General features: G+C 71.0%; 14 protein-coding genes. 3 read left to right on the forward strand and 11 right to left on the reverse strand.

What is annotated here, in order from left to right; all coding sequences use genetic code 11:
• Nucleotides 1-16: 16 nt before the first annotated feature.
• The 9 genes from MTF69_RS30575 to MTF69_RS30615 form a co-directional block, all read right to left on the reverse strand.
• Nucleotides 17-1,447, reverse strand: a complete 1,431-nt coding sequence (locus MTF69_RS30575) for an FG-GAP-like repeat-containing protein (protein WP_243339429.1) — start codon at nucleotides 1,445-1,447, stop codon at nucleotides 17-19.
• 32 nt (nucleotides 1,448-1,479) lie between these two features.
• The gene (locus MTF69_RS30580; protein ID WP_243339430.1) at nucleotides 1,480-2,928 is read right to left on the reverse strand and encodes an FG-GAP-like repeat-containing protein; all 1,449 of its coding nucleotides are present in this window, start codon (nucleotides 2,926-2,928) and stop codon (nucleotides 1,480-1,482) included.
• 89 nt (nucleotides 2,929-3,017) lie between these two features.
• Nucleotides 3,018-4,454, reverse strand: coding sequence for an FG-GAP-like repeat-containing protein (locus MTF69_RS30585; protein WP_243339431.1), 1,437 nt, complete (start codon nucleotides 4,452-4,454; stop codon nucleotides 3,018-3,020).
• Nucleotides 4,455-4,702: 248 nt separating this feature from the next.
• The gene (gene pstB / locus MTF69_RS30590; RefSeq protein ID WP_243339432.1) at nucleotides 4,703-5,479 is read right to left on the reverse strand and encodes a phosphate ABC transporter ATP-binding protein PstB; all 777 of its coding nucleotides are present in this window, start codon (nucleotides 5,477-5,479) and stop codon (nucleotides 4,703-4,705) included.
• A 28-nt stretch (nucleotides 5,480-5,507) separates the two neighbouring features.
• Nucleotides 5,508-6,590, reverse strand: a complete 1,083-nt coding sequence (gene pstA / locus MTF69_RS30595; protein ID WP_243339433.1) for a phosphate ABC transporter permease PstA — start codon at nucleotides 6,588-6,590, stop codon at nucleotides 5,508-5,510.
• Nucleotides 6,590-7,579, reverse strand: a complete 990-nt coding sequence (gene pstC, locus MTF69_RS30600) for a phosphate ABC transporter permease subunit PstC (RefSeq protein WP_243339434.1) — start codon at nucleotides 7,577-7,579, stop codon at nucleotides 6,590-6,592. Before pstC ends, pstA begins: the two co-directional genes overlap by 1 nt.
• A 133-nt stretch (nucleotides 7,580-7,712) precedes the next feature.
• On the reverse strand, nucleotides 7,713-8,849 hold the full coding sequence (gene pstS / locus MTF69_RS30605) for a phosphate ABC transporter substrate-binding protein PstS (RefSeq protein ID WP_243339435.1): 1,137 nt from the start codon (nucleotides 8,847-8,849) through the stop codon (nucleotides 7,713-7,715).
• Between the two features lie 443 nt (nucleotides 8,850-9,292).
• Nucleotides 9,293-10,249, reverse strand: a complete 957-nt coding sequence (locus MTF69_RS30610) for a CHAD domain-containing protein (protein WP_243339436.1) — start codon at nucleotides 10,247-10,249, stop codon at nucleotides 9,293-9,295.
• Complete coding sequence (locus MTF69_RS30615; RefSeq protein ID WP_243339437.1) at nucleotides 10,230-12,560, reverse strand: RNA degradosome polyphosphate kinase; 2,331 nt, start codon at nucleotides 12,558-12,560, stop codon at nucleotides 10,230-10,232. Before MTF69_RS30615 ends, MTF69_RS30610 begins: the two co-directional genes overlap by 20 nt.
• Before the next feature lie 638 nt (nucleotides 12,561-13,198).
• On the opposite strand from MTF69_RS30615, the gene MTF69_RS30620 reads away from it, so the two are divergent.
• Entirely contained in the window at nucleotides 13,199-13,483 is a 285-nt protein-coding gene (locus MTF69_RS30620; protein WP_243339438.1) for a hypothetical protein, read from the forward strand.
• 170 nt (nucleotides 13,484-13,653) lie between these two features.
• Here the strand turns inward: MTF69_RS30620 and mshD are convergent, their stop codons facing one another.
• Nucleotides 13,654-14,586, reverse strand: a complete 933-nt coding sequence (mshD, locus tag MTF69_RS30625; protein ID WP_243339439.1) for a mycothiol synthase — start codon at nucleotides 14,584-14,586, stop codon at nucleotides 13,654-13,656.
• Between the two features lie 282 nt (nucleotides 14,587-14,868).
• Between mshD and MTF69_RS30630 the strand changes: the two genes are divergently transcribed.
• On the forward strand, nucleotides 14,869-16,692 hold the full coding sequence (locus tag MTF69_RS30630) for a bifunctional UDP-sugar hydrolase/5'-nucleotidase (RefSeq protein WP_243339440.1): 1,824 nt from the start codon (nucleotides 14,869-14,871) through the stop codon (nucleotides 16,690-16,692).
• A 64-nt stretch (nucleotides 16,693-16,756) separates the two neighbouring features.
• On the opposite strand, the gene MTF69_RS30635 is transcribed toward MTF69_RS30630, so the two are convergent.
• A complete protein-coding gene (locus MTF69_RS30635) occupies nucleotides 16,757-17,536 on the reverse strand; it encodes an alpha/beta fold hydrolase (protein ID WP_243339441.1) in 780 nt (259 codons plus the stop codon).
• Nucleotides 17,537-17,660: 124 nt separating this feature from the next.
• On the opposite strand from MTF69_RS30635, the gene MTF69_RS30640 reads away from it, so the two are divergent.
• Nucleotides 17,661-18,230, forward strand: coding sequence for a TetR/AcrR family transcriptional regulator (locus tag MTF69_RS30640; RefSeq protein ID WP_243339442.1), 570 nt, complete (start codon nucleotides 17,661-17,663; stop codon nucleotides 18,228-18,230).
• The last annotated feature ends 40 nt before the right edge of the window (nucleotides 18,231-18,270 follow it).

An 18,270-nucleotide genomic window follows, 5' to 3' on the forward strand; every position in this document is an offset into this window, starting at 1 on the left:
GTGGGTCGGCCCGGGGTCAGCCGGTGGTGCGGAAGCCGAAGGAGGCGAGGCCCTTGGGGCCGCCGAGGTCGGTGAGGGTGAAGCTGGTGGCGCCGGTGCCGATGACGCCGGTGGTGTCGGTGGTGAGTTTCCAGACGCGGCCGGTGAAGTTGTCTTCGCCGTGTCCGCCGACGTAGACCTCGGGCTTGCCGTTCTTGTCGCTGTCCAGGACGCGGAGGGTGGTGGCGAACTTGTCGTCGAGTTCGGAGGTGCTGGGGATGCCGGTGGAGTTCTGGGTGAAGGACTTGGCGCCGGTGGTGGTGATGCCGGTCTTGCTGCCGCGCAGGATGGTGAGGGCGCCGGAGCGGGCGGTGGTGGCGGGGTCGGTGCCGGTTTCGCCGGGGGCGCCGATGAGGATGTCGGCGTAGCCGTCCTGGTCGGTGTCGGCGACGGTGACCGTGTTGCCGAAGAGGTCGCCGGTCTCGCTGGTGCCGGGGACGCCGCTGCTGCTCTGGCTGTAGGTGCGGGACGGGAGGGTGGTGCTGAGGCCGTTCGGGCCGCCGTAGGTGACGGTCACCTTCTCGCCGCCGCCCCTGACGAAGTCCTGGTGGCCGTCACCGTTGATGTCGCCGAAGCCGCCGGAGGTGCTGGGGGTGACGTCGGGGACGGCGCCCACCTTGACCAGGCCGCTGGTGCGCGTGCCCTTGAACAGCGTCCTCTTGGGCGCCCATTCCTTGGTGTATCCGCCGATCACCATGTCGGCGATGCCGTCGCCGGTCATGTCGCCGACGTGTACGGAGCTGGTGTCGTGGCCGTCCTTGACGTCGGTGGCGCGGTGGACGATGGACTTCGGCTTGCCCGTGGTCCGGTCGAACGGCCCGAACTCGGTGACCTGGCCGTGGCCGAGGCGGCCGTTGCCCCAGGTCACCGAGTGGATGTCCGGGGTGCCGTCCCCGTTGACGTCGCCGATGGCGGTGGCGGCGTAGAGGCGGTTCGGTCCGGTGGGCATGGATCCGTCCGGGACGGTGGCGGAGGCGCCCGTGATGCCCTGCTTGCCGCCCCAGAGGATCTCCACGCGGCTGTAGGCGGCGACCAGCAGGTCGTCGTAGCCGTCCTTGTCGAAGTCTCCGTGGCCACTGACGTGGCTCCAGACACCGGTCTCGCGGGGATCGCCCGCGACGCCATCGGTGGCCTGGCTGATGACGGAGGCCTTGTCGTACTGGAAGCCGGTGGCCGAGCCGTAGACGACGGACACCGCCCCGGCCCTCTTCAGGCCGTTCACGGTGGCGGTGTGGGCGCCGACGGCGAGGTCGGGGTAGCCGTCGCCGTTGAAGTCGGCCGGCTTGGCCGGGGTGGCGGCGGTCGTCGAAGGCGTGGCGGGTGCCGCGGCGCCCGCCACGGCGGTTCCGGTGAGGCTGAGGGCGGTGGCCGTGCAGGCGACGGCGGTCAGCAGGGTGTGTTTGCGCATGGGCGAAGGTCCCTTGTCCGTGAGGTGCAGGGTCAGCCTGCGAAGCGGTAGCCGAAGTTGGAGGCGCCGGAGCTGCCGCCGAAGGCGGTCAGGCCGAAGCTGGTGGCGCCGGTACCGGTGAGGCCGGTGCCTGGCACGGTGAGCAGCTTCCAGACGCGGCCGTCGTAGACGTCCTCGCCGTTGCCGCCGACGTAGACCTCGGTCTCGCCGTTCTTGTCGGTGTCGATCGCGGTGAGCGCGGAGCCGAAGTGGTCGTTGCTGTCGGACGTGCTGGGGACGCCCACGGTGTTCTGGGTGAGGGTCTGCGCGCCGGTGGTGGTGATGCCGGTCCTGCTGCCGCGCAGCACGGTGAGGGCGCCGGACCGGGCGGTGGTGGCCTCGTCGCCGGCGGTCTCGTACGGGGCGCCGACCAGCAGGTCCGCGGATCCGTCGCCGTCGGTGTCGGTGATCGCCAGGGTGCTGCCCCAGAGGTCGCCCAGCTCGGCGATGCCCGGGACGCCGAGGGAGGCCTGGGTGAGGAGCCGGGCGGGCGCGGTGGTGTTGAGGCCCTTCGGGCCTCCGTAGTTCACGCTGACGGCATCCCGCTCGATGTCGCTGCGCGTCGCGGCGAGGCCGACGGCCAGGTCCGGGTACCCGTCGCCGTTGAGGTCGCCGAAGGCGGAGCCGGTGACGTTCGAGTGCTCCGCGTACTGCTTGAAGGTGCCGCTGCCCTTGACCAGGCCGGTGCGACTGCCCTTGAGGACTCTGCTCTTGGGCTTGCCGTCCCGGTCGCCGCTGACGATGACGTCCGCGAACCCGTCGCCGGTGACGTCCGCGACGAAGAGGGCGCGGGGCCCGCCCAGCTGGTCTTCCTTCTCGATGTCGCGGAAGACGGTGGACGCGGCCCGGCCCGTGCCGCGGTCGAGCGGCCCGTACAGGGTGCTCAGGCCGACGGTGAGGCCGCCGTGGGAGCGGATGACGAGGTCGGCGGTGCCGTCGCCGTTGACGTCGCCGCTGCCGAAGGCGCCCTCGAGCAGTGTGGGGTCGGTGGCCGTGTGGCTGCCCGCGGGGAGAGTGGTGGAGGCGCCCGTGATGCCGCTCGGGGAGCCCCAGAGGATCGTGTTCTTGTCGGTCCAGCGGATGTACAGGTCGTCGTAGCCGTCGCCGTCGAAGTCGCCGTGGGCGGCGACCTCGTGCCACTTGCCGTCCTCGACCGGGCTGTCGGGGACGCCGGGGGTGGCCTGGCTGATGGCGGGCTTGTCGTACCTCAGGCCGGTGGCCGAGCCGTAGGCGACGGTGACGGCGCCGGCCCGCTTGACGCTGTCGACGGTGGCCGTGTGGGCGCCGATCGCGAGGTCGTCGTAGCCGTCGCCGTTGAAGTCGGCGGTGTCACGGGCCGTGGACGGGGAGGCGGGCGGGGTCGCGGTGACGGGGGTCGGGCTGGTGAGGCCCAGGACGGCGGCGATGCAGGCGGCTGTGGTGAGGAACGTGCGCGTGCGCATGGGCTGGGTGTCCCCCCGTGGAACCGATGGGCGGTGAGGTACGGGCCGGCCCCTTGGCGAAAGGGGCCGGCCCGGAGGCGTCGCGTTGCCTACTTGCCGAACCAGGCGCCGAAGTGGGCGCTGCCGTAGCCGCCGCCCAGGTTGAAGGACGTGGCGCCGGTGCCGGTCAGGCGGGTTCCGCTGTTCTGCAGCTGCCAGACCCGGCCGACCCAGTTGTCCTCGCCGTTGCCGCCGACGTACAGCTCGGGCTTGCCGTCCTTGTTCGTGTCGAGGAGGGTGACCGCCTCGCCGAAGTGGTCGGACTCCTCGGAGGCGCTGGGGATGCCCGCCGAGTTCTGGGTGAAGACCTGGGAACCGGTGCCGGTCAGGCCGGTCTTGGAGCCGCGCAGCACGGTGACGGCACCGGCCACCTTGCTGGTCGCGTCCGTGCCCGACTCCCAGGACGCGCCGACGACGAGGTCGGCGTGGCCGTCCTGGTCGATGTCGCCGAGGGTGACGTCGTTGCCCCAGCGGTCGCCCTTCTCGTTGACGCCCGGGACGCCGGCGGTGTCCTGGTCGTAGATGCGGGCGGGCAGGGTCTTGCTCACGCCGTCGGGGCCGCCGTAGGTGACGGCGATGCCGCCGGTCATGTTCGAGTCGAACGCCTGGGGCATGCCGACGAAGTCGCGGTATCCGTCCCCGTTGATGTCTCCGAACGAGCCGCCGTGCCGCGAGTTGAGGGCGCCGCCCTGGACCAGGCCGGCGGGGGTGCCCTTGAGGAGGAGGGCCTTGAAGCCCCCGCTCGTCTGGGTGCTCGTACCCATCGTCACGATGTCGGTGATGCCGTCGCCGGTCATGTCGCCCACGCGGACTCCACTGGTGGACACCCCGTCCTTGGCCTGGGTGTCCCGGAACTGGGCGGAGGCGGGCTTTCCGGTGGTGCGGTCGAAGGGGCCGAACCGCGTGGCCATGCCCCAGTTCGCCTTGTACGGGTCGCCGACCTGGGCGGGCAGGACGAGGTCGTCCTTGCCGTCGCCGTTGATGTCCCCGATCGCCAGCGAGTTCGTTTCGATCCTGGGTGACTGGGTGGTGCCGGCGCCCGCCGGGAGGTCGGTGCCGCCCGAGATGCCGGACGCACTGCCCCACAGCACCAGGATCTTCCCGGAGGAGATGATCGCCAGGTCGTCGTAGGTGTCGGCGTTCAGGTCGCCGTAGGCGGACTCGACGCCCCCGGCGCCGTCGGTCGGCTCGCCCGGGATGCCGGGGGTGGCGCGGCTGATCAGCTGCTGCTTGTCGTGGCGCAGGCCGGTGGGGGAGCCGTAGACGATGGAGACGAGGCCGGCCCGCTTGAGCCCGTTGATGGTGGACTTGGGGGCGCCGATGGCCAGGTCGGCGTAGCCGTCGCCGTTGAAGTCGGCGGCGTCCTTGGTCACGGGCTTCGCCGTGGCCGCCGGAGCGGCGGGCGCGGCCGTGGCGGGGGACAGGCCGGTGACGGCCAGCACGGCCGCGGTGCATGTGGCGGCCGTCAGGTACTTGGTACTACGCAAAGGATCCCCCCGGTGTCCGGTGGCGGCCGCAAGGGCCGCTTCCGGTACGCAACTTGTCGCTGGCGTACGTATGACCGACGAGCAGGGGGCAGGGTTGTTGTGATCCAGATCACGGTGGGTGGCGTGCGGGGGACGGGAAAAGAAGCGGGCCGGCTCCCCCCACCCAGGGGGAGCCGGCCCTTTTTCTTTCTTTCGCCTTGCGGTGGCACCGCCATGCAGCACCGCAGGACGTCTCGCAACATCCCGGTTTAGCCGAAGCGGCCCGAGATGTAGTCCTCGGTCGCCTGCACGGACGGGTTCGAGAAGATCCGGTCCGTGTCGTCGATCTCGATCAGCTTGCCGGGCTGGCCGACCGCGGAGAGGTTGAAGAAGGCCGTGCGGTCGGAGACGCGCGCCGCCTGCTGCATGTTGTGCGTCACGATGACGATCGTGAAGCGCTCCTTGAGCTCGCCGATCAGGTCCTCGATGGCGAGGGTGGAGATCGGGTCGAGGGCCGAGCAGGGCTCGTCCATCAGGAGGACCTGGGGCTCGACCGCGATGGCGCGGGCGATGCACAGGCGCTGCTGCTGGCCGCCGGAGAGGCCGGAGCCGGGCTTGTTCAGGCGGTCCTTGACCTCGTTCCAGAGGTTGGCGCCCTGGAGGGACTTCTCGACGATCTCGGCGAGCTCGGACTTCTTGAAGGAGCCGTTGAGGCGCAGACCCGCGGCCACGTTGTCGAAGATCGACATGGTGGGGAAGGGGTTCGGGCGCTGGAAGACCATGCCGACCGTGCGGCGGACCGCGACCGGGTCCACGCCGGGGCCGTACAGGTTCTCGTCGTCCAGCAGCACCTTGCCCTCGACGCGGCCACCGGGGGTGACCTCGTGCATGCGGTTCAGGGTGCGCAGGAAGGTGGACTTGCCGCAGCCGGAGGGGCCGATGAAGGCCGTCACGGAGCGGGGCTCCACGGTCATCGAGATGTCGTCGATGGCCTTGTGGGTGCCGTAGAAGGCGGACAGTCCGCTGACGTCGATTCGCTTTGCCATGGTGGTCACTTCGCTTTCATTGATCGCGTCAGCGACCGGTCTTGGGGGCCTTCCAGCGGGCGATGCCGCGAGCCACCAGATTGAGGATCATGACGAAGGCGATCAGGACGAGCGCTGCGGCCCATGCCCGGTCGTAGGAGGCTTCACTGCCGACCTTGTACTGCTCCCAGATGTACAGGGGGAGCGAGGACTGGGCACCTTCGAAGGGGTTGTTGTTGATCAGCTGGGTGCCGAAGACCAGCAGCATGATCGGCGCGGTCTCGCCGGCGATACGGGCGACGGCCAGCATCACGCCGGTGGCGATACCGCCGATGGCGGTGGGGAGCACGACCTTGACGATCACGCGCCACTTCGGCACACCGAGGGCGAGGGCCGCCTCGCGCAGCTCGTTGGGGACGAGCTTGAGCATCTCCTCGGTGGAGCGGACCACGACGGGCATCATCAGGATCGACAGGGCCAAGGCGCCCGCGAAGCCGGAGGGGCCGAAGCCGAGCATCAGGTTCCAGGTCGTCAGGATGAACAGACCCGCGACGATGGAGGGGATGCCGGTCATGACGTCGACGAAGAAGGTCACGGCCTTGGCGAGCGGGCCCTTGCCGTACTCGACCAGGTACACGGCGGTCAGCAGGCCGATGGGGGCCGAGATCGCGGTGGCCAGGGCGACCTGCTCGATGGTGCCGAGCAGCGCGTGGTAGACGCCGCCGCCGGGCTCGAAGCTGGTCACGCCGTTCATCGAGTGGCCGAGGAAGTCCCCGTCGAGGACCTTCATGCCGCGGCTGATGGTCGTCCACAGCAGCGAGAGCAGCGGTACGAGGGCGAGGACGAAGCAGACCCAGACGACGGAGGTCGCGACCCGGTCCTTGGCCTGGCGGCGGTTCTCGACGATCGAGCTGGCCGTGTACGTGATGATCACGAACAGGGCGGCCGCGAACAGACCCCACTGGATCTTGCTGTGGAGGCCGAAGAGGACGCCGAGGCCGCAGCCGAGGGCGACCGAGAGGACGGCGATGCCGGCCGGCGCCCAGCGGGGCAGGTGGCCCTGCGTCAGGCTGCCGGGGGCGGCGGACTTGGCGGCCCGGGAGGGGCGCGGGTCCTGGAGTGCGTGGCTCATCAGGCGTTCGCCCCCGAGAAGTCCTTGCGACGGGCGATGATCAGCCGGGCTGCGCCGTTGACCAGCAGGGTGAGCAGGAAGAGCACGAGGCCGGAGGCGATCAGCGCGTCGCGGCCGAACTCGTTGGCCTCGTCGAACTTCGCGGCGATGTTCTGCGCGAACGTGCCGCCGCCCGCGTCCAGGATGTGGCCGGAGATCAGGAAGCTCGGGGAGAGGACGGTCGCGACGGCCATCGTCTCGCCGAGCGCGCGGCCGAGGCCGAGCATCGAGGCGGAGATGACTCCGGAGCGGCCGAAGGGAAGGACCGACATGCGGATGACTTCCCAGCGGGTCGCGCCGAGGGCCAGTGCGGCTTCCTCGTTCATGCGCGGGACCTGCAGGAAGACCTCGCGGCTGACGCTGGTCACGATCGGCAGGATCATGATCGCGAGCAGGATGCCGACGGTGAAGAGCGAGCGCGCGACGCCGACCTGGGTCTTGTCGAAGACGTAGGTCCAGCCCATGTACTCGTCGAGCCAGAGGTTCAGCCCGGCGAGCTGCGGGACGAGGAAGAGGGCGCCCCAGATGCCGTAGATGATCGACGGCACGGCGGCCAGCAGGTCGACCACGTAGGCGAGGGGGGCGGCCAGCTTGCGCGGCGCGTAGTGCGAGATGAAGAGGGCGATGCCGACAGCGATCGGAACCGCGATGGCCATCGCGATGATCGAGCTGACGACGGTGCCGAAGAGCAGGACGGCGATGCCGAAGACGGGGGGATTGGCCGACGCGTTCCAGTCGAACGTGGTGAGGAAGTTGCCCTCGTTGTCGGCCAGCGCGATGGAGGCGCGGTAGGTGAGGAAGATGGCGATCGACGCCATGATCACCAGGAGCAGGATGCCGGAGCCCTTGGAGAGGCCGGCGAAGATCTTGTCACCGGCGCGGCCGGTGGACCTTCCGCTCTTGGAGACAGGCGGAGCCGTGTCTATCTGGGTGGGTGTGGTGGAAGCCATGGTCTTTCCGGTCTGGATGGGGGGCAGGCCCCCTGGCGGCGGTGCACCGGATCCCCTGGGTGGGAGGGGAGGGTCCCCGGGCCGGTCCGCTCCCCGGACGGGGGGAGCGGACCGGATGGTCCGGGGGTCTGTATTAGGCGAGCTTCGCGATGATCTCGCGGACCTTGGCGTTGATCTCGGCCGGGATCGGGGCGTAGCCGTTGTCGGTCAGGACCTTCTGGCCCGCGTCGGACGCGGTGTAGTTCAGGAAGGACTTCACGGTCGGGAGCGTCTCGGCCTTGTTGCCCTTGTCGCAGACGACCTCGTAGGTCACCAGGACGATCGGGTAGGCGCCCTCGGCCTTGGTGGCGTAGTCGAGCTTCAGCGCCAGGTCGTCGCCGGTGCCGGAGATCTTGGCGGCGGCGATGGCCTTGGAGGCGTTCTCGCCCGTGGCCTTGACCGGAGCGGCGGCGCCCGTGGCGACGTCCACGGTCTTGATGCTCTGCGAGGAGGCGTACGAGAGCTCGAAGTAGCCGATCGCGCCGTCAACGGCCTTGACCTGCGAGGCGACGCCGGAGGAGCCGGAGGCGGCCTGGCCACCCGGGGCCGGCCACTTCTTCGCGGCCTCGTACGTCCAGGCCTCGGGAGCGGCGGCCTTGAGGTACTTGCCGAGGTTCTCGGTGGTGCCCGAGTCCTCGGAGCGGTGGAACGCCTGGATCGCGGTGGAGGGAAGCGTGACGCCGGGGTTCAGCTTCTTGATCGCCTCGTCGTCCCACTTCTTGATCTTGTCGTTGAAGATCGCGGCGAGGGTGGGGGCGTCCAGCGTCAGCTTGTCCACGCCGGCGACGTTGAAGCCGATGGCGATGGGGCCGCCGACCATCGGCAGGTCGATGCCCTGACCGCCGGTGCAGATCTTCTTCGACTCCTCGACGGCCTCGGGCTTCAGCGCCGAGTCCGTGCCGGCGAAGCCGACGGTGCCCTGGTTGAACGCGACGATGCCCTCACCGGAGGAGGAGGACTTGTAGTTCACCTCGACGCCGGGGCAGGCCGCCATGTAGTTCTTGACCCACAGGTCGACCGCGTTCTTCTGCGCGGAGGAGCCCGAGGCGAGGAGCTTGCCCTTGGCGCCCTCGCACTTGATGTCGCCCACGGCGGCGGAAGGCTTGCCCGAGGCGCCGGCGTCGGTCTTGGTGTTGTCGTCCGAGCCGCACGCCGTGAGGACCAGGGCGCCGGACACGACGAGCGCCCCGAGGGCGGAGGCACGAAGCATGTTCTTGCGCTGAAGCTTCACTTTCGGGTGTTTCCTTCCAGAAGCCGCCGGCCGCTTTCTGAATCGGGGCGGCGTGCGAAGAGGACTACGTCGTTTGCCTGGAGGAATCGTCCGCCTTCGCGGCGACTCGCTCCCTGCATCTACGAAGTTAGGCAGATCAGGTGAAGCGGCCGACCGGGGTAAGTGAACGGATGGTGAACCGTGGCGGACGGGGTGGTGTGTCCGGCCGGTGGCGTGGCCCGGCGTCATCTCCTGTTACCCCGCCGTTATCGCGGCGTGACCGTTGCGGTGTCGGGGGTGGCGTGGCCGTCACGGGTGCGTGCCGCGCCGTGGGTGCGTGCGGCGCCGTGGGTGCGTGCGGCGCCGTGGGTGCGTGCGGCGCCGTTGCCGGGGGCCAGCCCCCGGACCCCCGCTCCTCAAACGCCGGAGGGGCTGGATTTGGCCGGCGTCGGCGGGCAGTGGGGTCAGACCCCCGCGTGGCTGGAATCGGCCGGCTGCCAGATGTGCTGGAAGGTGGCGCGGGAGGCTTCGACCTCGTGGCGCTGGTCCGCGTGCAGGACGCCCAGGGCGTACGCCGTCGCCGGGGCGATGCGGGGGGTGCGGGCCGCCGTGGCCGAGGCCGCGGCGGCTTCCGCGGCGTCCCGGTGAAGGGTCAGGGCCTCGCCCGCGGCCGTCAGGCGGGCCACGTCGCCGCCCAGGGCCTCCTGGGCGTAGCGGTGGACGCGCAGCAGGCGGCGTACCTCGTTCCACGAGCCGTCGTGGTCCGCGTCGTACGGGTGCGAGGGCGAGGGAGCCGGGAGGGAGTGGACCGCCGTGGACAGGCGGGAATGAGCCACCTCGGCCAGAGGGGCCAGGACGTCGTCCACCCGGCCGCGGGCGGCGACCGGGTCCAGCGGGACCTCGGAGGCCAGTACCGCCACCGCGTCCGCGACCGCGTGGAAGCGGGAGGAGCCGAGCGCGTGCAGGGTCGCGGAGTGGGCCCGGGTACGGGCCAGGGTGAGCTGGCGCTCCAGCAGGGCGCCCGCGCGCGCCGAGCCCACGGTCAGCGAGCCCGCCGTACCCCTGGGCGCCGGTACCTCGGGGCTCCCGGACAGCCGCTGCAGGGCGTCCATCAGCCGTGACAGCCGGGCCGCGTACGCGTGCTCGTCGGCCAGGGTCGTCGAGAGCCAGACCAGCTCGGTGCGCAGCGAATCCGCCCAGGAGGAATCGGCCACCGCCCTGAAGGTGGACAGGGAGCAGGAGATCCGGCGCGCAGCCCCCCGCAGGCTGCGCGCCGCCTCGCTGCCCTCGGCGCCGCCGGTCGCGGCGCCCTCCTCGTGCAGGCGCAGGCCCCGCAGGAACGCGGTGGCCTGCGCACGCAGGTACGTACCGAGTACGGTGCCTGCCGTCGTCGCGGTCAGGTCATGATTTGGCTGAGCCACGCCGGCGCCTCCGGGCGTCAATGAGCATCTCCTGAACGTGCCGCAGCGGCTGGCCCTCGCCGTCCGTGCTGTGCCGGGTCCATTCGCCGTCCGGGCCCAGGTGCCAGGAGGTGGTGGCGTCGGACATGCCGGTTTCCAGCAGCCGGTCCAGTGCCGCGCGGTGGGCCGGGTCGGCGACCCTGACCAGTGCCTCGATGCGGCGGTCGAGGTTGCGGTGCATCATGTCGGCGCTGCCTATGTACACCTCGGGCTCGCCGCCGTTGCCGAAGGCGAAGACCCGGGAGTGCTCCAGGAAGCGGCCGAGGATCGAGCGGACCCGGATGTTGTCCGAGAGCCCGGGGACACCGGGGCGGATCGCGCAGATGCCGCGGACCCAGATGTCGATGGGCACGCCCGCCCGCGAGGCCCGGTAGAGGGAGTCGATGAGCGCCTCGTCGACGATCGAGTTCATCTTGAGCCGGACGTACGCGGGGCGGCCCGCCCTGTGGTGGGCCGCCTCCTTGTCGATCCGGGAGACCAGGCCGTCGCGCAGCGAGCGCGGGGCCACGATCAGCCGGCGGTAGGTCTCGCGGCGCGAGTAGCCGGAGAGCCGGTTGAAGAGGTCGGAGAGGTCCGCGCCGACCTGGGAGTCGGCGGTGAGCAGGCCGAGGTCCTCGTAGAGGCGTGCCGTCTTGGGGTGGTAGTTGCCGGTGCCGACGTGGGAGTAGCGGCGCAGCGTGTCGCCCTCCTGGCGGACGACGAGCGACAGCTTGCAGTGCGTCTTGAGGCCGACGAGGCCGTAGACGACGTGGCAGCCGGATTCTTCGAGCTTGCGGGCCCACTTGATGTTGGCCTGCTCGTCGAAGCGGGCCTTGATCTCGACGAGTACGAGGACCTGCTTGCCGGATTCGGCGGCGTCGATCAGGGCGTCCACGATCGGGGAGTCGCCGGAGGTCCGGTACAGCGTCTGCTTGATCGCCAGGACGTCCGGGTCGGCGGCGGCCTGCTCCAGGAAGGCCTGCACGGAGGTGGAGAAGGAGTCGTACGGGTGGTGCAGGAGCACGTCGCGTTCGCGCAGCGCGGCGAAGATGTCGGGCGCGGACGCGGACTCGACCTCGGCGAGGTCGCGGTGCGTGCCGGCGACGAACTTCGGGAACTTCAGCTCCGGGCGGTCCAGGGAGGCGATCCCGAACAGGGCGGTGAGGTCGAGGGGGCCGGGGAGCGGGTACACCTCGGACGGGTTGACCTTCAGCTCCTGCACGAGCAGGTCCAGGACCCCGGGGTCGATGGACTCCTCGACCTCCAGGCGCACCGGCGGGCCGAAGCGGCGCCGCATCAGTTCCTTTTCGAGGGCCTGGAGGAGGTTCTCCGCGTCGTCCTCTTCCACTTCGAGGTCCTCGTTGCGGGTCACGCGGAACATGTGGTGCGCGAGCACCTCCATGCCGGGGAACAGCTCCTCCAGGTGCGCGGCGATGACGTCCTCGAGGGGGACGTAGCGCTGCGGGGAGGCCTCCAGGAAGCGGGAGAGGAGCGGGGGGACCTTGACCCGGGCGAAGTGACGGTGGCCGCTGACGGGATTGCGTACGACCACGGCCAGGTTCAGGGACAGGCCGGAGATGTACGGGAACGGGTGCGCGGGGTCCACGGCCAGCGGGGTGAGCACCGGGAAGATCTGGTTGCGGAACAGGGTGAAGAGGCGCGCCTGCTCCTTCTCGGTGAGGTCGGGCCACCGGATGAGGTGGACGCCTTCTTCGGCGAGCTGCGGGGAGATGTCCTGCTGGAAGCAGGCGGCGTGGCGGGCCATGAGCTCGCGGGAGCGGGTCCAGATGAGGTCGAGGACCTCACGGGGCTGCAGGCCTGAGGCCGAACGGGTGGCGACGCCGGTCGCGATGCGGCGCTTGAGGCCGGCGACGCGGACCATGAAGAACTCGTCGAGGTTGCTGGCGAAGATCGCCAGGAAGTTCGCGCGCTCCAGGAGGGGCGTGGCGGGGTCCTCGGCGAGCTCCAGGACGCGCTCGTTGAAGGCGAGCCAGCTGCGCTCCCGGTCGAGGAAGCGGCCCGGGGGCAGCTCTCCGGTGTCCTTCTCGTCGTAGGCGTCCAGGTCCGCGTCGAGATCCGGTTCCAGATCGACGTGCGGGCGGTGGGCGGCTATCGACCCCAGGCGGGCATGGGCGCCGGTGGCGGCGCGCGCGGCGACGGCCTCGGGCGTGGCGGCGCGCGCGGCCGCGGAATCGGAGACATCGGCGGCGCTGGGTGCGGACGGCGAGGCGAACTTGTGCGCCGGCTGCTGGGCGGGGACCTCGGAAGGGGCTGCGCTGGGCTTGTGGCTCATGACTCCATTCTTCCGCGCGCGCGGGAGGACAGGCGCGTCGGAAGTGTCGGCCGTCAGTCGGAGTCGGGGCTGCATGCGGTCAGCTTCGCGACCGCGCATTAATGCCCGGTTAATGGCGTATGGCTTCCAGGGTCCGGGCGGGGGTCGGCTGGTGCCGACCGGGAGCGGGGGAGCCGGGGCTGCGCCCGCGGAGCGGGGCTGACGCCCCCAGCGGGTGCAGCGGGTGCGTGGGGGCGGGGGGTGTTCTAGCGTCGCTAGGAGGGAGGGATGTCCTGCCGAGCCGGTCCGGTACGGGGACCGGGCCCGGGGCCGTACGCGGCCGCGCGCGCTCGGCGCCGTTCCCGCGTGGGCCGGCATGTCCGGGTCCGGGCAGCTCCACGTCCAGGTACCGGCAGCTCAGGCCCGGGGGAGGCCAGGTCGAGGTCCGGGCAGATCCAGGACCAGGTCCAGGTCCGGGTCCGGGTCCGGGTCCGGGTCCGGGGCGGGTCCGGGTCCGGGTCGGGGTCGGGTCCGGGTCCGGGTCCGGGTCGGGTCCGGGTCGGGTCCGGGTCCGGGCAGGTCCGGGCAGGTCCAGATCCGGGTCCAGGTCCGGGCCCTGGTGTCGGCCGCGTGGTGATCCCGGAGAGCAGGTTCGTCCCATGCGCACGTCGATCCGTATCGCAGGTGTCCTCACCGGTCTGACCCTTGCCCTGGGAGGTGCGGCCCTGACGGCCCCCGCCGCCCAGGGTGCTCCCGCGGACGTTTCGGCCTGTATCAACCAGGTCGAGCGGGAGCTGAAGGGCGGCGAGGCTCCGGCATCCGTCCGCGCCTCGTGCTACATCGCGTTGACCGGGGCCCAGGACGAGTGTGTGACCGGCCTGACCGAGGGCAGCGCGGTGACCAAGGCGACCGCGGAGAGCGCCTGCAAGCTGGGCGCCGAGTAGCCGAGTAGCCGAGTAGCCGGGGAGCCGAGTAGTCGAGTAGCCGAGTAGCCGAGTAGCTGGGGAGCTGGGGAGCTGGGGAGCTGGGGAGCCGGGGAGCCGGGGAGCCGGGGAGCCGGGGAGCCGGGGAGCCGGGTCCGGGTGGGAGGCCCGGCTCCCGGCTCGGGTGTGGGTCAGCTCTCCGTGCGGTACATCAGGTCCACCTCGTGGGTGGAGAAGCCGAGGCCCGCGTAGACGGCGAGGGCCGCCGGGTTGTCGGCGTCGACGTAGAGCATCGCCGTGGGCAGGCCGGCCCCGGCCAGGTGGCGCAGGCCGATCGCGGTGAGGGCCTTGCCGAGGCCGCCGCCCTGCGCGCCGGGGCGTACCCCGAGGACGTAGACCTCGCCCAGCTGCTGCTCGGCGTGCACCTTGGTCCAGTGGAAGCCGATCACTTCGCCGTCGCGCTCCGCGAGGAAGAAGCCGTTGGCGTCGAACCAGGGCTGCGCGATGCGGTCGTTCAGGTCCCGCTGCGTGAGCGAGCCCTGCTCGGGGTGGTGGGCGAAGGCCTCCGCGTTGACGGCCAGCCAGGCGGCGTCGTCGGTGCCGGGCACGAAGGTGCGTACGGTCACTCCCGCGGGGAGGACGGCCTCCGGCAGGGGGGCTGTGTACTCGCCGAGCGGGCGGCGGAGCTGGCGCAGTTCGCGGAACAGGGTCAGGCCGAGCACCTGAGCGAGGTGGCGGGCCGCTGACTTGCCGCCGTGCGCCCACACCCGGATCCGCTTGCCGGAGGCGGCCAGCAGGGCGGTGCCCAGCGCCCGCCCGTGCCCGCGCCCGCGCATCGCGGGGTGCACGACGAGCTCGGCGGCGGGGGCCTCCACCGGGTCGGTGTCCTCCAGTTGCCCGTATCCGGCGAGCCGCCCGTCGGAGGTGAGGAGGAAGTGGCGGATCCCCTCCCGCGCTCCGCCGCGCAGCTGGAGCCGGCCCTGCTCGGACACGGCGGTGGTGCCGTCGGTGCGGGCCGCGTCCTCGATCAGGGCGAGAACGGCGTCGGCCTGTTCGTCCGTCAGTTCGTCGAGGGTCTGGATCTGCCGTCCCGGCTCCAGGACCACTGCTGCGTCGTCAGTCATGGAACCGAGCCTACGACCACGGTGGGGGAGCGGTGGGGTGCGGCCCGGACGGGCGCCCGGACGGCCGCGCGAACCGGCCGCGAACGGCCTGCCAACGGCCCGCCAACAGCCTGCGGACAGCCGACGGATAGCCGACGGACAGCCGACGGACAGCCCCGCCGCCGGGTGCTCGTCTCCTGCGTGTAACCAGCTCGATACCCGGTACCCCTGTCGCGCTACGCGCGTTGACTCTAGGCTTCGGCAGACCTCCCAAGATGTATCGCTGTCCACAAAGGGGACCAAATGTCAGCGACGCCACAACGGCACCGCCGAAACCGCCGGTTGGCCCTCACCGCTCTCGCCGCTGCCACGGCGGGCGGTGCGATGATCGCCGCCGCCCTTCCGGCCGGAGCCGCGAGTGGTGACGGATACGGCCGTGACAACGGCCGCACCGTCGACGTACAGATGCTGTCGTTCAACGACCTCCACGGCACGCTGGAGCCCCCGCAGGGCTCCTCGGGCACCGTGACCGAGCGTCAGGCCGACGGCACCACCAAGGCCATACCCGCGGGCGGTGTCGAGTACCTCGCCACCAGCCTGCGCGAGGCCCGCAAGGGCCACCGCTACTCCGTCACCGCCGCGGCCGGCGACATGATCGGCGCCAGCCCGATGGTGTCGGGCCTCTTCCACGACGAGCCGGCGATCGAGGCGCTCAACGACCTCGACCTGGACGTGAGCGGCGTCGGCAACCACGAGTTCGACGAGGGCAAGACCGAGCTGCGCCGCATGCAGTACGGCGGCTGCCACCCGGTCGAGGGCTGCTTCGAGTACGGCAAGGAGTTCGGCGGCGCCGACTTCAAGTACCTCGCCGCGAACGTGGTGGACGAGAAGACCAAGCGCCCGATGATGAACCCCACCTTCATCTGGAAGAAGGGGGACGTGAAGATCGGCTTCATCGGCGTCACCCTGGAGGGCACCCCCGACATCGTGACCGCCGACGGGGTCAAGGGCCTCAAGTTCGGCGACGAGGTCGAGACGGTCAACAAGTACGCCGAGGAGCTGAACAAGCAGGGCGTGAAGTCGATCGTGGCGCTGATCCACGAGGGCGGCCTGCCCGCGAGCGGCGCGTACAACTACGACTGTGACGTGCCGGGTGCCGGCGCCGGCATCTCCGGGGCCATCGTCGACATCGCGAAGAACATCTCGCCGAAGGTCGACGCCCTGGTCACCGGCCACACGCACCAGGCGTACGCGTGCAACATCCCCGACCCGGCGGGCAAGCCGCGCACGGTCACCTCGGCCGCCTCGTACGGCCGGCTGTTCACGGACACCACCCTGACGTACGACCGCGCGACCAAGGACATCGTCCGTACGCCGGTCACGTCGCCGAAGGCGGTCCAGAAGGTCGTCACCCGGGACCAGCCCAAGGCCCCGGACCTGACCGCGCTGATCGAGCGCTGGAACGCGCTGGCCGCGCCGATCGCGAACCGTCCGATGGGCTACATCTCGGCCGACATCCCGGGCCGCGGCTCGTCGGAGTACGAGAAGCCGCTCGGTGACGTGATCGCCGACGCGCAGCTGGAGGCCCTGGCCCCGGAGGCCAAGGGCGGCGCCCAGCTCGCCATCATGAACCCGGGCGGCATCCGCGCGGACCTGGCCTACAAGGCCGCCGGTGCCGAGGGCGACGGGGTGGTGACGTACGGGGAGTCGTACACGGTCCAGCCGTTCACCAACATGATGACGGTCGTCGACCTGACCGGCGCCCAGCTGATCACCGCGCTGCAGCAGCAGGTCAGCGGCCCGGTCAACGGGGTGAGCCCGAAGATCCTTCAGGTCTCCAAGGGCTTCTCCTACACCCTGGACACCACCAAGGCGGGCGCCGAGCGCATCGTCGTGGACTCGGTGAAGCTGAACGGCGAGGCCATCGACCCCGCCCGGACCTACCGGGTCGCGATGAACGAGTTCCTCGCGGGCGGCGGTGACGGCTTCGGCGTCCTGAAGGAGCACAAGAACAAGCTGGTCGGCGCGTCCGACCTGGACATCTTCAACGCCTACCTGGCCGGGCACTCCTCGGCGGCCGCGCCGCTGGCCCCGCCGGTGGCGGACCGGATCACGGTCATCAAGTAACACCTGAGCGGGAGAAGGGGCGGTGGGCCACTGGCCTGCCGCCCCTTCGGCGTTCCCGGAGTCCTCAGTGCGCTGCCAGGAAGGCGCGGACGGCCTCGTGGAACTCGGCGGGGTGCGTGAACGGCAGGAAGTGGTCGCCGTCCAGGGGCGTGTACGAGGTCCCGGGCCGCTGGGTGACCATCGCGTCGGCCTGCGCCTGTGGCAGGGAGGTGCTGCGCGTGCCGTGGATCAGCAGGGCCGGGCAGCCGCTCGCGAGCCAGGCGGCCCGGTGGTCGCCGCGGCAGGCCTCGACGGAGTCGAGCATGTCCTGCGGGTGGAACGGCAGCCGCCAGCCTCCCGCGGCCAGCGGGCGCAGGGCCTGGGCCACGAACTGGGAGCCCACCGGCCCGGCCGCCTCGAGGAGTTCCTCGCGGGTGGGGGCGGTGTACCGCATGCCCCGCAGGAAGGCCATCCACGCGCTGTCGGCGGGGTCGATCTCCATGGCGGCGTCCACGGCGACGAGCAGTGAGATCCGCTCGGGGTGGGCGGCGGCCAGGTGGACGGCGTTGAGTCCGCCGAGTGAGTAGCCGAGGAGGGCGACGGGTGCGTCCAGTCCGAGGTGGTCGAGCAGGGCGACGGTGTCGGAGACGTAACCGGCACGGCTGTAGTCGGCGGCCCGGTCGGAGTCCCCGTGGCCCCGCTGGTCGGGGGCGATGACCCGCCAGGTGTCGCCCAGGGCCTCGGCGAGCGCGGCGAAGGCGAGGCCCTCGGACATGCCGCCGTGCAGGGCGAGCAGCGGGCGGCCGGGCCCGCCGAAGTCCAGGTAGGACAAGGTGCGGCCGTCGATCTTCAGCTCGTGGCGCATGGCTTTGCTCTCCCCGTGTGTGCTGGTCGGTGGGCGTGAGTTCAGCCTGCCAGGATTTGGGCAAGCGCACAATACGCACGTGTAGCGCGCATGCCCAAATCTCTGGCGCGGCTACGATCCGGCCATGGGAAATCGCGAGGACCTGCTGGCCGGAGCCCGGCGCTGCCTGGAGGAGAAGGGGTACCTCCGGACGACCGTGCGCGACATCGCCTCGGCCGCGCAGGTGAGCATGGCCGCGATCGGCTACCACTTCGGCACCCGCGAGGTGCTGCTCAACCAGGCGCTGTTCGCGGCCATGGACGAGTGGGCCGCGGGATCGGGCCGGCTCGTCGGGCAGGGTGACACCGCGCGGGAGCGCTACGCCGACACCTGGGACCGCAAGATCCGGGACTTCGGCGAGATGCGCTGGCTGTGGACCGCTTCCGTCGAGGCCTTCGTGCACGCACAGTCCTCACCGGAGCTGCTCGCGGTCCTGGCCGAGGGCCAGCGTCGCAACCGGCGCATGGTGGCCGCGCAGCTGCGCGGAGTCCCCGTCGAGGAGGTCGCGGAGGAGGACGTACAGAGCCTCGGGTCGGTGCACATCGCGCTGCTGACCGGGGTGATGGTGCAGTGCCTGACCGACCCGGAACATGCGCCGGACGGCCGGTCCCTCGCCCAAGGGCTGCGCCTGATGGCGGAGTTGCTCGAAAGCTGAGTACTACCCGTGGGTAGTAATGGATGGCTCCGCACGCCAT

The sequence above is a fragment of the Streptomyces sp. AP-93 genome (assembly GCF_022808175.1).
Taxonomy (GTDB): Bacteria; Actinomycetota; Actinomycetes; order Streptomycetales; family Streptomycetaceae; genus Streptomyces.